Source organism: Olivibacter sp. EAT-5 (assembly GCF_044784325.1).
Classification (GTDB): domain Bacteria; phylum Bacteroidota; class Bacteroidia; order Sphingobacteriales; family Sphingobacteriaceae; genus Olivibacter; species Olivibacter oleidegradans.
The window spans coordinates 6,160,986-6,175,294 of record NZ_CP173028.1 but is presented as its reverse complement, the minus strand read 5'-3'; the positions used below and the strand labels follow the sequence as shown (position 1 = coordinate 6,175,294).

General features: G+C 42.9%; 8 protein-coding genes and 1 pseudogene. 6 read left to right on the top strand and 3 right to left on the bottom strand.

Features of this window, described 5'->3' with window-relative positions:
- Nucleotides 1–65 precede the first annotated feature (65 nt).
- Complete coding sequence (locus ACH11B_RS25995) at nucleotides 66–941, bottom strand: SDR family oxidoreductase (protein ID WP_377611202.1); 876 nt, start codon at nucleotides 939–941, stop codon at nucleotides 66–68.
- A 408-nt stretch (nucleotides 942–1,349) separates the two neighbouring features.
- The gene (locus ACH11B_RS25990) at nucleotides 1,350–2,582 is read right to left on the bottom strand and encodes a thioredoxin family protein (protein WP_377611200.1); all 1,233 of its coding nucleotides are present in this window, start codon (nucleotides 2,580–2,582) and stop codon (nucleotides 1,350–1,352) included.
- Nucleotides 2,583–2,988: 406 nt separating this feature from the next.
- On the opposite strand from ACH11B_RS25990, the gene ACH11B_RS25985 reads away from it, so the two are divergent.
- The 3 genes and pseudogenes from ACH11B_RS25985 to ACH11B_RS25975 all read left to right on the top strand — a co-directional run bounded on the left by ACH11B_RS25985 (nucleotide 2,989) and on the right by ACH11B_RS25975 (nucleotide 4,918).
- Complete coding sequence (locus ACH11B_RS25985) at nucleotides 2,989–3,192, top strand: DUF2281 domain-containing protein (RefSeq protein WP_149106057.1); 204 nt, start codon at nucleotides 2,989–2,991, stop codon at nucleotides 3,190–3,192.
- 24 nt (nucleotides 3,193–3,216) lie between these two features.
- Nucleotides 3,217–3,579 (top strand): annotated as a pseudogene (locus tag ACH11B_RS25980) (type II toxin-antitoxin system VapC family toxin); the annotation flags it as partial.
- A gap of 430 nt (nucleotides 3,580–4,009) precedes the next feature.
- The gene (locus ACH11B_RS25975; RefSeq protein ID WP_377611198.1) at nucleotides 4,010–4,918 is read left to right on the top strand and encodes a carbohydrate kinase; all 909 of its coding nucleotides are present in this window, start codon (nucleotides 4,010–4,012) and stop codon (nucleotides 4,916–4,918) included.
- Nucleotides 4,919–4,930: 12 nt separating this feature from the next.
- On the opposite strand, the gene ACH11B_RS25970 is transcribed toward ACH11B_RS25975, so the two are convergent.
- The gene (locus ACH11B_RS25970; protein WP_130856707.1) at nucleotides 4,931–7,699 is read right to left on the bottom strand and encodes a substrate-binding domain-containing protein; all 2,769 of its coding nucleotides are present in this window, start codon (nucleotides 7,697–7,699) and stop codon (nucleotides 4,931–4,933) included.
- Nucleotides 7,700–8,016: 317 nt separating this feature from the next.
- Here ACH11B_RS25970 and ACH11B_RS25965 point away from each other — a divergent pair, with 317 nt between their 5' ends.
- The 3 genes from ACH11B_RS25965 to ACH11B_RS25955 are packed head-to-tail and all read left to right on the top strand — an operon-like array spanning nucleotide 8,017 to nucleotide 14,291.
- Complete coding sequence (locus tag ACH11B_RS25965) at nucleotides 8,017–9,354, top strand: sugar porter family MFS transporter (RefSeq protein ID WP_130856708.1); 1,338 nt, start codon at nucleotides 8,017–8,019, stop codon at nucleotides 9,352–9,354.
- Between the two features lie 53 nt (nucleotides 9,355–9,407).
- A complete protein-coding gene (locus ACH11B_RS25960; RefSeq protein WP_377611195.1) occupies nucleotides 9,408–12,530 on the top strand; it encodes a SusC/RagA family TonB-linked outer membrane protein in 3,123 nt (1,040 codons plus the stop codon).
- Nucleotides 12,531–12,569: 39 nt separating this feature from the next.
- Nucleotides 12,570–14,291 (top strand): RagB/SusD family nutrient uptake outer membrane protein, encoded by a 1,722-nt coding sequence (locus ACH11B_RS25955; protein WP_377611193.1) that lies wholly within the window; start codon nucleotides 12,570–12,572, stop codon nucleotides 14,289–14,291.
- Nucleotides 14,292–14,309 lie beyond the last annotated feature (18 nt).

Below are 14,309 nucleotides of genomic sequence, written 5' to 3'. Positions count from 1 at the left end.
CTTAATTTTTGGGTGTAAAAGTTTGTCATTGCGGCGAACCGACAATGACAAACTGATGTTTAAATTTAGAAATAATTTTCCTGCATATCTTCTAATAAACCAATATGCGTGGGTTTCCAGTCCAGCTGTTCTTGTGTTTTGCTTCCGATAGCGGCGCCTTCAAAGGTAATGAAACGACCCATCCAGTCAAAATGTGTTACAATGGCTTCTCCTGAAACGGATTGAACAGGTAACTGCAATTGTTTGCCGATTAACGTGGCAATTGTTTTTATTTCAATGGATTGATCGCCCACAACATTATACACGGCTCCTTTCGCTGCTTTCTCTACAGCCAAGCGGTAAGCTTTGGCCGCATCTAAACGATGTACCGCCGACCAATGGTTTTTCCCTTCCTCCGGATAGGCCGAAACACCATTTTTGCGTGCCTGTGCGATAATAAACGGAATAAAGCCTTTATCGCCTTTGTCATGAACGGATGGTGGTAAACGAACTACCGACGCATGAACGCCTGCTTCTGACAGTGCCAAGGTCGTGGCTTCTGAAGGTCGTGGTGAATTTCCAACCGGACTTTCTTCTGTAATAAAGCCATTGATAGGGGTTAATCCTAACATGCCGGAGGTTACCACCAGAGGTTTGTTGGTGCCTGCCAAGACATTTCCCATAGTCTGGATAGCGGTTTTATCCACTTCACCTGCTTTTTGGTATTGCGTAAAATCATGGATAAAAGCGGTGTGAATAATGCCGTCGGCCTGTGAGGCGCCTTGTTTTAAAATTTCTAAATCTTCAAGCGTTCCTAATAAAACCGATGCGCCTGCATCACGGATAATTTTCGCGGATGCTTCTGAACGTGCCAAGCCGATGACATGATGTCCTGCTTGGATCAATTCCTTCACTACTGCCGAGCCGATGAAGCCTGATGCTCCTGTTACAAATATGTTCATCTTTTAACTATTTTGTTTGATACAAAGTTCCTGTATGGACGAAATAATACTGTAGCCGAACGTCAGATTGCTGTAGCCGAAAGGGTAGTTGTGAGAGTAGTTAAGTGGTTGAGTAGGTTTTTTTAAGTGATGGTTATGAGCGTTGAATGATGAATAGTAGCCGTGGAAGTGGCACTTGTTTGTCGTTGGGTAGGCTAACGAAAGCCTAAAGCTGAAGTCAATAATTAGCCAATTTGATGTTGGGTGATGAGTTTTTTTATAAGCGATGAATGATGCCTGCCTGCCGGTAGGCAGGAATTTTTTTGTTGCCGCCCCTTATAGCCGAAAGCTGACTGCTGATAGCTGAAAGCCGAATGCCGGTTGCTAATTCCTAAAACCTATAGCACATTACTGCTAGCCAAGTAGATTTCAGTTTATTTTCTGTTTGATACGATCAATCAACTGATTGAATTGGGGGTTGTTGGGACGTAATTGACTCAACCTTTCTGCCCAGCGTAGGGCGTCTTTCAATGCCGGGTCGCCATTGTTTAATACCATGTCAAAGGTATTGCTGGCCTCATAGAGATAAACACAGATCTCGCCGGTGTAGATTTTTTGCGCGAAGGCTTTGTCTTCGGCTGTAATTTCAGTGCTATCCCTTTCTCCGCTATAATAGGGTTGCATAAGCGCAGTATAACGCCGTTTGTCTTCTGCTTGTATGCTGTCTGTTGCTATATCCATGCTGTTGGCCACGAAAGCATAACCCGCTTTTTTAGCTATTTCGGTGTCTTTTGCGCGCTGTGCGTAGCGTAACTGCAACAGATAAAGGTGTCCTTGCTGCTTGCGACTTAGCTGCTGTTTGAGTGCGTCCATCTGATTAAAAAGACTGGGTATGTCTTGTAAGCGGTTTTCTCGCAGCGCGGCGCTAGCTGCATCTGTTAATAAGTTAAAGAGCACGGGTGCCAGTTTTTGCCGCCTTGTTTGGTCTACCGTAGGATAGGTTTTTAGTAATAGGTCAAAAGCAGCCCCTTTGGCATGGTTGAGATTGTCACGGATGAAATCAATGTTAGCCGGGTTTTCACGCTCGGTACTGCTTTGGGCCTTGATATAGGCATCAAATGCTAAGCTGTTATCAAGGCCTAAATCTTTCTTCTGGATGATATAGGTTTTTAGAAAATGCGGATCCCGATTGCCCCCTTCAAATTGCTTATCCATTTTAGCTAATACCTGCTCGCGATTTTTTGCTACTGCGTCATGCGCATAAGCCATAAAGGTGTCCGGCTCTTGGTAATCCACCACTCGTGCCAATAACACACCTTCGGGTGTCAGGTAAAGATAGGTTGGATAAGCGTGTACTTCGTATTGCTTGACGAGCTTTATACCTTCGCCCCGCTCTGCATTCAGTTTGTAATTGATGAATGCCTTGTTATATACGGCGCCTACGGCTGCAAGGGGTAGCACCTCTTGGTCCATTCGTTTACAGGGAGGGCACCAATCGGTATAAACATCCACAAAAATAGGCTTGTTCTGTTCCCTCGCAAGCTGCAACAGGGCCTTCCACGATCCTTCAAAGAATTGTACACCGTCTTCTGCGCTAGCGAGTAAGGGAGAAAGGATTAAACCTATATAGAGGAGCGTATTTGCCAGGATGCTTTTCATCATTCAATAATTAGCAGGTTTAAAATAAATATCGCTTATGAAGTGCAATGATACGAATATAAGGAATTTTGGGGATTAGTTGAGTAGTTAAGTGGTTGAGTAGTTAAGTGGTTGAGTGGTTAAGTAGTTGAGTGGTTGAGTTGTAGAATAGTTGAGTAGTTAAGTTGTTTAGTAGTTAAGTTGTAGAATAGTGGCAGTGGCAGTTGCCAAGGCGGTAGCGCGAGCTCAAACCTTATACCCTAAAGCTTATACCTTTACTGGGAGTATGAGCCGATTAGCCCCTTATAGCCGAAAGCTGATGGCCGAAAGCTGATGGCTGAAAGCTGGTTGCTGAAACGGGTGATAAGTTTAGCGTTGTAGGTTGTATGGAAGATCGATTTTGTGTATCTTTAACATAAATTTCAATGGAATGGAACAGCTTCAATTGATAGAAAAAGTGAAAAAGATACCACCTGCTTATCAGCAGGAAGTAGAGGATTTTATTGATTTTATCTTAGAAAAAAAAGTTGCTAAAGAGAAAAAAGTTAAACGCAAGTTAGGTTTGTTGAAGGGCAAACTGAGCATGGATAGTGATTTTGATGCACCTTTAGATGATTTCAAGGATTACATGTAATGGGACAGTTTTCTTCTTGATACACATGTACTTCTTTGGATGCAAGATGATAATGATCAGCTTCCTGATCATATTAAAGAAGCTTTAAGTGACGCTTCGAACGATCTTTATATTAGTATAGTATCGATTTGGGAAGTGGTGATTAAAAAGTCTTTAGGTAAACTTCGTCTTGGCTATAGCATTGATGAATTAATACAGTCATGTGTTTTTAGTAATATTATAATCCTTCCACTTCAACCGGCATTTTTGTTAACATTGGAAAAACTTCCTTTTCATCATCGAGATCCGTTTGATAAGATTATCGCTGCCACAGCGATAGAGTTAAACTGTCAGCTTATTTCCAAAGACGCAAATATGAAGAAATATGATCTAGACGTTCTTTGGTAATTGTCGCTGAACATAAAGTTTATAGCAGTTATTAGTTATGCTCTGCCATCCGATAGCTGGAAGCTAATTCCTAAAACCTTAAAGTCTACAGCTTATACCTTTACTGGGAGTATGAGCCGATTATTTCTTTTAATCGGCTCAAATATGTACAACTGGCAATATAAAGATTGGCCTAATTTCATTACCTTAAAGCTTAAAACTTATAGCTTACACCTTATTGATCGCTGACTGCCGAAAGCTGCCATCCGATAGCTGAAAGCTAATGCTGACGGCTGCTCCTAAGCCCCATGGTACGGAATTAAAGAAAAATGGCACGATATAAGAAGGGTTTTAGTAATAATGTCTTTAACTTAGTCTTACAAAGAACAAACCGAGTTTAACGATCTCGCCTATACGTTTGAGATTTAACACTCATAGATAATTTAATTGGATGAAAAAAGTAGTTTGTTTTGGAGAAGTGCTTTGGGACGTGCTTCCTGAAGGGAAAAAACCGGGCGGTGCCCCCATGAATGTAGCTTATCATCTAAACCGGCTAGGGATAGCGAGTTATATGGTAAGTCGGGTCGGCGATGATCCGTTGGGAGAAGAACTGACTATGTTCTTGAAAAAAATGGGTTTGTCTACCGAATACATTCAACTGGATAAAGATCAAAAAACCAGTGAAGTGATTGCTACGGAGGGAGCCAATCACGAGATGAGCTATGAGATCGTACAGCCGGTGGCTTGGGATTTTATTCGTTTCGATAGTCAAACAGCTAATTTGGTTGAAAACGCTGATTTAATGGTGTTTGGTAGTTTGGCCGCCCGCAGTGAGCTTAGCCGCGCTACACTGTATGATCTGATTGCGCACGCTAAATTGAGACTTTTTGATGTTAATTTTCGTGCACCGCATTATGAACAAGCTACTATTGAATACCTACTGGACAAGGCTGACATCGTAAAACTGAACAACCATGAACTGCGCATTATTGCCTCGTGGTTTGGTGATGAAGGCGGTCAGGAACACGAGCACGTAAATCGTTTGCAGGACAAATATAAGATCGGAGAGATCATTGTAACCAAAGGTGGAGAGGGTGCTTCTTACTATACGCCTATGGAACGATATGATTTCAAAGCATATCCGGTTATTGTGAAAGATACGGTTGGTAGCGGCGACTCTTTTTTGGCTGCTTTTGTAGCGCAAAAGTTATTAGGGAAATCGACGGAAGATATATTGGATTATGCGGCTGCATTGGGGGCTTATGTTACCTCGCAGGCAGGAGCCAACCCGGATTACAAAAGCTCCGATTTAGTACGTTTTATGTGGCAGAAGCAGTTAGAGCAACTCAAATGGCAATGAGATCAAAAAATGTTATTTGATTTTACTTTTATACTGACTGGGCGAGTATCCAAATTTGGCTTTGAAAGTGGTTGAAAAATAGCTGGGGCTGGAAAAACCCACGGCGTAGGTGATTTCTGCAACATTTAAAGATTCATGTTTAAGCAGGTAAGAGGCCTTTTTTAATCTGCGCTCCAGAATATATTCATTAACGGTCATGCCGGTCAACGATTTAACTTTTCGATACAGATGCATGCGGGAAATTCCGATCAGCCGACAAATATCGTCCACACAGAATCGATCGTTACTGAGGTTTTCTTCCACCACGCCGGAAAAGTCGTTTAACAATTTTTTGTCCAACGAGCTTAATTTGACACTTTCTGTCGGGAGCTCAATATTGCTGGTAAAATGACTTTTTAATACTTTTCTGTTCTTGATTAACGCTCTAATACTCGCCGAAAGATTGCTGATCAGGAACGGTTTCGTGATGTACATGTCTACCATGGCATCCATGCCTGAAACAAGCTGCTCCGAACTTGCTTGGGCGGTAAGAAGGATGATCGGAATATGAGAGGTCTTAAGATCGTTCTTTAAGGTCCTGCATACCTCTTTACCGGATATTTCGGGTATAACATTATCGGTAATAATGAGGTCGGGTACCTTTTCTCTGGCAAGTTGAATGGCTTCGGGGCCGTTGGTGGTGTAGAATACATCGTATTCATCGCTCAGCTCTGCCACTAAATAGTTTAAAAGATCGGGGTTGTCTTCCACAATGAGTAAAGAGTGATCCTTTAAGCCACAGGATTCCGTTTGTTTGATGTCTAGCATTTCGATGTCTGAAACGATGGTATACATGGCAGATTTTTCGTCCTTCTTAAGTACCGGGTCATGAAGAACACCTTTTTCGCGTTCGCTTAAATGCTCGTTTCCCAGTGGAAGCGTAACTGTGAAAGTAGAACCCTGTTCTTTGACTGATGCTACCTGAATGTCTCCTTTGTGTTTGTGGATAATCTCTTTTGCTAAAGATAAACCGATACCGAAGCCATTGGATGGAGAATTGTCTGCCTGATAGTAGGGGTCAAAAATCAAGGCGAGATCTTTTTCATGCATCCCAATACCTGAATCTTTGATCTGAATGCTTACTTCACTTCCGCAGCGGGCTATGTAAACTTTGATGAAACCTCCGGCGTTTACAAACTTGAAGGCATTTGACAAGAGATTCAACAGGGCTTTATCAAGCATATTGACATCAAACCATACCGGTATTTCTTTTTCTGCAGGAACAAAGGACAGTTGCACTTGTCTTTTTAAAGCGTATACTTTAAAAGGTTCGATGAGATCACGGACAAAGGAGACCAAATTGTTTGGTGAGGCCTGTATTAAGTAGCCTTCTATTTCTATCTTTCTGAAATCTAACAACTGATTGACGATATTCAGCAGTTGTACCGAATTACGTTGCACCGCTTTTAACTTATCAGCAGCCAATGGCAAGAGGCGGGGATCTTTTACCATATCCTCGATGGGCGATAAGATCAGTGTTAAGGGCGTTCGCAGCTCATGGGTAATGTTGGTAAAAAAGTTTAAGCGTGCTTCTGTGCCGGCAGCGGCTTGTTTTGACATTTCAATTAACTGCTTCCGTTGGGTGTCGATTTCTATATTCTTCTTAGCTAGATTTTTATTGATTTTTCTGTTATCTCTTAGTAGAATGACTACAATGCTTCCAAAAATGAGCGACAATACGAGCAACACAATAATGGTATTGAGTACAACCTGCTGGCTTTTATAAACTAATTTCTGTTCGTCCAGTAGTTTACGTTGATTGTAAATGTCGTCTTTCTGGCTACTGATCATGGCAGCCTGCATCTTCATGACACGCACATTACTTGAGTCAATTACAATGGAACTCAATTTGTTCTCTTTTCTGAAGGGGAGGCCTTTCAAAATGTCCAGAGCTGTCCGAATGGCCTCTTTGCCGAGTGTAGGATACACCAGGGAGGCGGTAATTTTTCCGTCGTATACCATATCCAACCCTCCTCCTTCACCAAAACAGGCGTCCACGCCGACAATGGGAATATGTTTTTCAGGATAATATTTGTTAAGAATTTTTCGTGCTCCCAGCGCCATGTTATCATTATGGGCAAAAATGGCATCTATGTCCTTCAACTGCCAGTGTATCTTGCTCAAGATATTTTTGGTGGTGTCTTCCATCCAATCGCCGGATACCGTTTTGGCAATCTTTAAAGCTTTTAACTGATTAAGTGCGGCGAAGAAGCCGGTACTTCTGTCTATCGCCGGAGAGGAACCGGATAAGCCCGTGATTTCTACAACTTTCCCTTTGTTGCCAATAAGCTGCGATAGATACTGGCCCGCCATTTCGCCGATTTCCACATTATCAGCACCGATGAATGCCGTATAGCCATTTCCCTTCACTTCCCGATCTATTACAATGACAGGAATGCCACGATCCATCACTTTTTTTACGGTGGCAGTTAGGGGTTCGGCTTCGTTTGGTGAAATTATTAAAAGATCAATTCCTTTTTCAATAAGCGTATCTACCTGGGCGCGTTGCGTGGTACTGTTGCCACTGGCCTCTAAATAATGAAAATCAACTTCCGGATGAAGGCTTAGCTCAGTCAACATTTCCGCAAGCATGTTTTTTCTCCATAGATCGTTACCCGTGCATTGGGAGAATCCGATGGTAAACTTATTATGCTTTTTGTTAGTGCTGCAGGAAATTATCAACCCGAAACCCAAAAGTAAAAACACCACCACATAGGATCGATTGAAAAAAATGGTATTCATGATTTATAATTCAGTTTTAAGCCACCAATTATTGACGCTAGGTTTTGGCAAATATAAGAGATTGGATCTTTTGGGGAGAGAAAAAAGCATTTTCGCCATTTAGGTGGTTAAACACCGATGGTATAATACTTGAAAAAGATGGTACGCTGACGAAAACGTACAGTGAATAATTCATCTTTGTTTTTGTAATTATTTGATAGTCAGATGGATAATTTTTGTTATAAAAATGAAATGATTTGATCATTTGCAGCAGCTCCTTCTCTTTTTACCGGCCTACCTTGCACAGCAAATTCAACAAATCAAGATAGATCTATATTATGAAAAATCACATGGTGAAACTATGGTCGGTAGTGGTGGCTTTGGGCGGCTTTCTTTTTGGCTTCGACACTGCAGTTATTTCCGGGGCCGAAAAAGCCATTGAGCAATATTGGCAGCTCACGATTTTTGAACATGGCTTTACCATTTCGGTGGCGCTCATCGGAACCGTTATTGGATCGTTACTCGGATCCTATCCGACGGATAAATTGGGACGTAAAAAAACATTATACCTGGTGGCATTGGCCTATCTTTTTGCTTCTCTTGGAACGGCATTTACCACCAGCTGGCACCTTTTTGTACTCTTCCGTTTTATTGGTGGCTTGGGCGTAGGTGCTTCTTCGGTTACGGCACCTATTTATATATCAGAAATCGCACCGTCGGATAGGCGCGGTGCATTGGTAGGGCTGTTTCAATTTAATGTTGTATTGGGAATTTTGATCTCCTACTTGTCTAACTATTTAATCAATCAGTTAGAGGGAGAGTCATGGCGCTTAATGCTGGGCATCCAGGCCGTGCCGTCTCTCCTTTTCCTAATAGCGATTTATTTTATTCGAGAAAGCCCAAGATGGTTGCTGACGAATGGATTGCGGAGAGAAGAAGCTATAGAAACATTAAGTATTATCAACCCACTAGGTTATCAACAAGAGCTCATTGCAATTGAAAATACAGCAAAACTAAAAGCCGTTAACAAACAGCCAGCCCTCTTTGTAAAAGCGTATCGCAGGCCATTGGTATTGGCCGGGCTGTTTGCGCTCTTTAATCAATTTTCAGGCATTAATGCCATTATTTACTATGCACCACGCATTTTTGAAATGGCCGGGTTGGGTGTTCATTCTTCATTGCTTTCAACAATCGGCATTGGTATGACCAATTTTGTGTTTACGCTATTGGCTGTCCAATTGATTGATAAGGTAGGTAGACGAATGTTGATGAAAATTGGCTCCATTGGCATTATTATTTCCCTTCTACTGGTTGTTTTTTCTTTTAATAATCCGGCATCATCAGGTATGTATATTTCGCTGTACTTTATGCTTTTTATCGCCTGTTTTGCCTTCTCTCAAGGGGCCGTTATTTGGGTCTTTATTGCAGAAATTTTTCCCAATCAGGTGCGGGCAAAGGGGCAAACCTTTGGAAGTTCTATCCACTGGATTTTGGCGGCGTTGGTGACTTTTTCCTTTCCTATACTGGCAGAGGCGCTTGGAGGCATGATGACCTTTCTATTCTTTGCGATAATGATGGTGTTGCAACTGGTGTTTGTGATTTGGTGGATGCCCGAAACGAAAGGTATCAGCTTAGAAGCTATCGAGGCACAATTGGCCAATGAGCCACTGACATAACTTGTCTATTAACCATATAATAAACCGAAACTAATCTAATTAATTAACCAAATATGAAAAAGCAAGTATTGATTGCATACTGTATAAGTATGTTTTTTCTCCTTCGTGCGGCGGCGCAGGAAGTTGTAATCTCCGGAATAGTACGAGATACAAGCTCGGTTCCGCTGGAAGGAGTTACGGTGTCTATTGTTGGAAAAACCGGTTCTGTTATTACTGACAATAAGGGGATGTATCGCATTGCGGCGGCTGTTGGGCAAAGCATCTCCTTCAGTATGTTGGGAAGTGAATCGGTCCGGGTGACGATTAGAAACGGCGACCCGATCAATGTGGTCATGAAAACCAGCTTGAATGCCCTTGAGGATGTTATTGTAACGGGCTATACCTCAGAGCGCAAAAAGGACTTAACGGGTGCTGTTTCTGTTGTTAAAATGGCAGATATTGAAAATGTGCCGCTGGGCAACCCGGTAAAAGCTATGCAAGGGCGGGTTCCGGGAGTAGAGGTTGGCGCGAGCGGTGCACCGAATGGGGGTGTTACGGTGCGCATGCGAGGCCAAACCACACTGAATATTAGCAATGACCCCCTGTATATTATAGATGGCGTGCCAACGCAAAGGGGATTACAGGAGATTAATCAGAACGACATCGAATCGATGCAGGTATTACGCGATGCATCGGCTGCTTCGATTTATGGATCGAGAGCGGCAGCGGGAGTGATTATTGTGACCACCAAGCGAGGTAAATCAGGCCTTAGGCGGATTGATGTAGATGCTTCACATTCCCTGCAGTTTTATAATAGTAAAATTAATACCTTGAATACCGATCAGCGCGCACGGGCTTATTGGCAGGCTGCTGTAAATGACGGACGTTTCGGCCCGTCTCGTAATAATCCGCAGGATCCTTCTACCTTAAGTTTGATTTACGATTTTGATTGGAATAAGGATTTTTCGAATCCGCAATTGAATGCGGTAATCCTAGGGCAATACGTGGATCCTGAGCAGTCGATGCACACATCGGACACCCGGTGGTTTGACGAAGTTTCGCGGGTTTCGCAGATTAAACAATATAATGTTGCTCTTTCCAATGGCGGACAGCATGGAACGTCCTTCTTCTCGTTAGGTTATTATGACAATGAGGGTATCATCAAACGTACGCGAAGCCAGCGATTAACCTTACGTATGAATGTAGACCATGCACTGTTTAACGGTAAACTGAAGATAGGGGAGAATCTAAACCTTTCGTATTTTAAGGACGCACAAATACCAACGGGCGACGTCACCTCGCTGGCCTTGATATTGAATCCCATTTTACCGGTTCGTACGGTTAATGGTGGTTGGGGTGGCCCCGTGGCCGGGATGGACGATCGGCAAAATCCGGTCAGATTGATCGAAGATAATAGACAGAATAACAACCACTTTGCCCGCATTTTGAGCAGTACTTTTGCGGATCTTTCCGTTTTACCGGGCTTGAATTTCAGAACGGCTTTTAATGTGGATTATGCAGGTACTTTTTATCGTCATTTGCAGTTGCCATACCGGTCAGGCTTTTTAAACAGTGATGTTACGCAGGTTAATACCAATTTCGACTACAGTGGATCATTAACCTGGCAAAATATATTGACCTATGACTTGAATTCGAATGACCACCGTGTTAATTTCCTTTTGGGATCTGAAACGGTTAATAATAGGTACCAGGGATTTAATGCCAGTGCACAAGGGTTAGCTATTGCCGATCTGAACTATGCTTACTTGACGCAAGGTACGCGAAATATACTTGCCCGCGGCGATGGCAATTCGGACGCGCTACAGTCATTTTTCTTTAAAGCAAACTATAATTATCATGATCGATACTTAGCTTCTGTGACCATTCGGAGAGATGGTTCGAGTAAGTTCGGTTCGAACAATCGCTACGCGAATTTCCCCGCCGCCTCTCTGGGATGGCGCATCAGTGAAGAGGCCTTTTTTAAAGACAATGTAAATTTCATTTCGGATTTTAAACTCCGGTATAGCTGGGGGCAAACGGGTAATCAAAGCATTCCTGCATATGCTACCTATTCACTCTATCGTGCCATTTATGGAACGGACCTGACCTGGGAACCAAGCGAAGGCAGCGCTTATGACATAGGTGGACAGGGCACCGGTACGCTTCCTACCGGATATACCGCCATCCAAACCGGAAACCCGGATCTTAAATGGGAAACCACCACGCAATCTAATTTTGGAGCGGATTTTGGATTGTTCTCCAATCGGCTTATCGGTTCAGTTGAATATTATATAAAGAATACAGACGATATTTTGATCAGCCCGCCTTACTTGGGCGTAGTAGGTGAAGGGGGAAATACATGGATTAACGGTGCTTCGCTGCAAAACAAGGGCTTGGAGGCGGCGATCAGTTATAGCCAAGATTTGACCGAGGATATTCAATTGGATATTGCGGCTAATATTACCAGAAACCGTTTAAAGATAACAGCGCTTCCTAACAATGCAATTATCGGTTACCCAGGTAATGGTACAACCTACACGATTATCGGACACTCGCCAAATACGCACTTCGGTTGGGTGGCTGATGGCTTGTTCACGACGCAAGAGGAAGTTGATAACAGCCCGGAACAGCCGGGAAAGGCACTTGGTCGCATCCGTTACCTTGACCTTGATCAGAATGGACGGATTGATAATAACGACCAGCAGTACTTAGGTACCTCGGATCCTGATTTTACTTACGGCTTGAATTTAAACCTAAGCTATAAGCGATTCAATATTGCCGTTTTCTTTCAGGGCGTACAGGGAGGAGTCGTAAATAATAGCTATAAAAATCTGACAGATTTTACTTCGCTGGCACCGGGATCAAATTGGGGCAGCCGCGTAATGGATGCTTGGACCCCTGAGAACGCCGGGGCAAGTGTTCCTGCCTTAACTTTGGTCAATACGAATAATGAGAACAGATTTTCAACCTATTTTTTAGAGCCTAGAAGTTATTTCAAATTACGGAACATTGAAATCGGATATGATCTGAAGGATGCTTTTGAAAGGTTTAATGTAACGCGGGCACGTGTATACATGCAGGCATCTAACTTGCTACGTTGGAAGAACCGGGCCTATACAGCTCCAGATCCTGAAAATCCGGGGAACGCCTATCCGATACCGGTAATTGCAACAGTGGGTTTTAATCTATCCTTCTAATATATTTTCCATCATCATCTGATTTAAAAATACTAGCAAATGAAAAATTTACCTGTCATAATATTGGTTGTGTATGCCATCTTGTTTTTTGGCTGCTCGAAAAATTTGGAAAAACTGCCGCAAGGCGTCGTGTTTAATGAAAATCTGAAAACACCCGAAAATGTGGAGGCGATGGTAATCAGTGCTTACTCAGCCTTGGGTAATGATCATTGGAGTACACCTTATACAACGATGTGGGCCTACGGAAGTGTGCGGGGCGGAGACGCTTACAAGGGCGGGGGCGGAACGGGCGACCAGAACGACGTGCACGCTTACGAATTGTTTTCAATCAATCGGGTAGACCTCGGAGAAAGTGATGGTACTTGGTTCCGTTTGTATGTGGGCGTGGCGAGATGTAATGCAGCCTTAGCGCTGCTGAATGAAATAGGTGATGACATATTCCCACAGAAGTTAATGCGCATTGCTGAAGTACGTTTCCTTCGGGCACACTTTTATTTTCTATTAAAAATTCTTTTTAAACGAGTACCTTACATCGACGAAAGTGTTGAAAAATCAGCCTATCAAACTATCGGGAATGATCTGTACAGTAACGATGAACTATGGACAAAAATAGCAGAAGATTTTCGCTTTGCTACACAGCATTTACCGCTGGCGCAGGCAGAGTCATCGCGTATTACAAAGGGGGCTGCCCAATCTTACCTAGCAAAAACATTGCTTTACCAAAGTTATGTGCAGGATGATCAGCATAATGTGTTATCAAAAGACCAAGCGAAATTGAATGAAGTAGTAGCGTATTGCGACAGTGTGATCAGTTCGGGAAGATATCGCCTTTCTGAAGATTTTGCGGAAAATTTTCTTTCCGAATATGAAAATGGTCCAGAGACGGTATTTGCCATCGTTTTCTCAAAAAGCGACGGCACACCACAAGGACGGATTAATGCCGGTGTGGGAACCAATTATCCTATGAACCAGGAATATGGTTGCTGTGGATTTCACCAGCCGAGTTCTAATCTGGTGAACGCATTTAAAACGAATGCTGACGGATTGCCGCTGCTGGATGACTATAATACCCATGATGTTGTCCCTACCGGAGATTTTAAAATGCAAAGCTTCGATACGCGTTTGGATCATACTGTGGCCATTCCCGGACATCCCTATAAATACCAAAAAGATCTGGTGTTTCAGGCTTCATGGAATCGTGACAATGCCACTTATGGCAACTTTATGAGTATGAAAGAAACGGTTGCTTATACCGATCCGACTTTTATGAAATATCCACCTTTTATGTCGAGCGCTAAAGATTGGCCGGTGATTAGGTATGCGGATGTGTTACTCATAAAAGCGGAAGCTTTAATTGAACTGGGACGTGAACAAGAGGCACTGCCACTAATTAATTTGATTAGGCAACGCGCGCAGAAAAGTGCGGCACGATTGACGCAGGCAGATGGTAGGCCTACTTCCAGTTACTTTATCGATACTTATCAGCCAGGAGTGAATTGCGTTTGGACCAATGAATTTGCGCGTAAAGCGCTACGTTTTGAACGCAGATTGGAATTTGCTATGGAAGGTTATCGCTTTTTTGACCTCGTTCGGTGGGGTATTGCGGCCGAGTTTATTAATGATTATTTTTCTGCTGAGCAAAGAAGAACACCCCATTTGGCGGGCGCCGCTTTCAAAAAAAACAGAGATGAGTATTTACCGATCCCACAGAATCAAATTAACTTTAGTCAGGGTTTATACGTGCAGAACTTCGGCTGGTAATTAAATTCCTCTATAAAA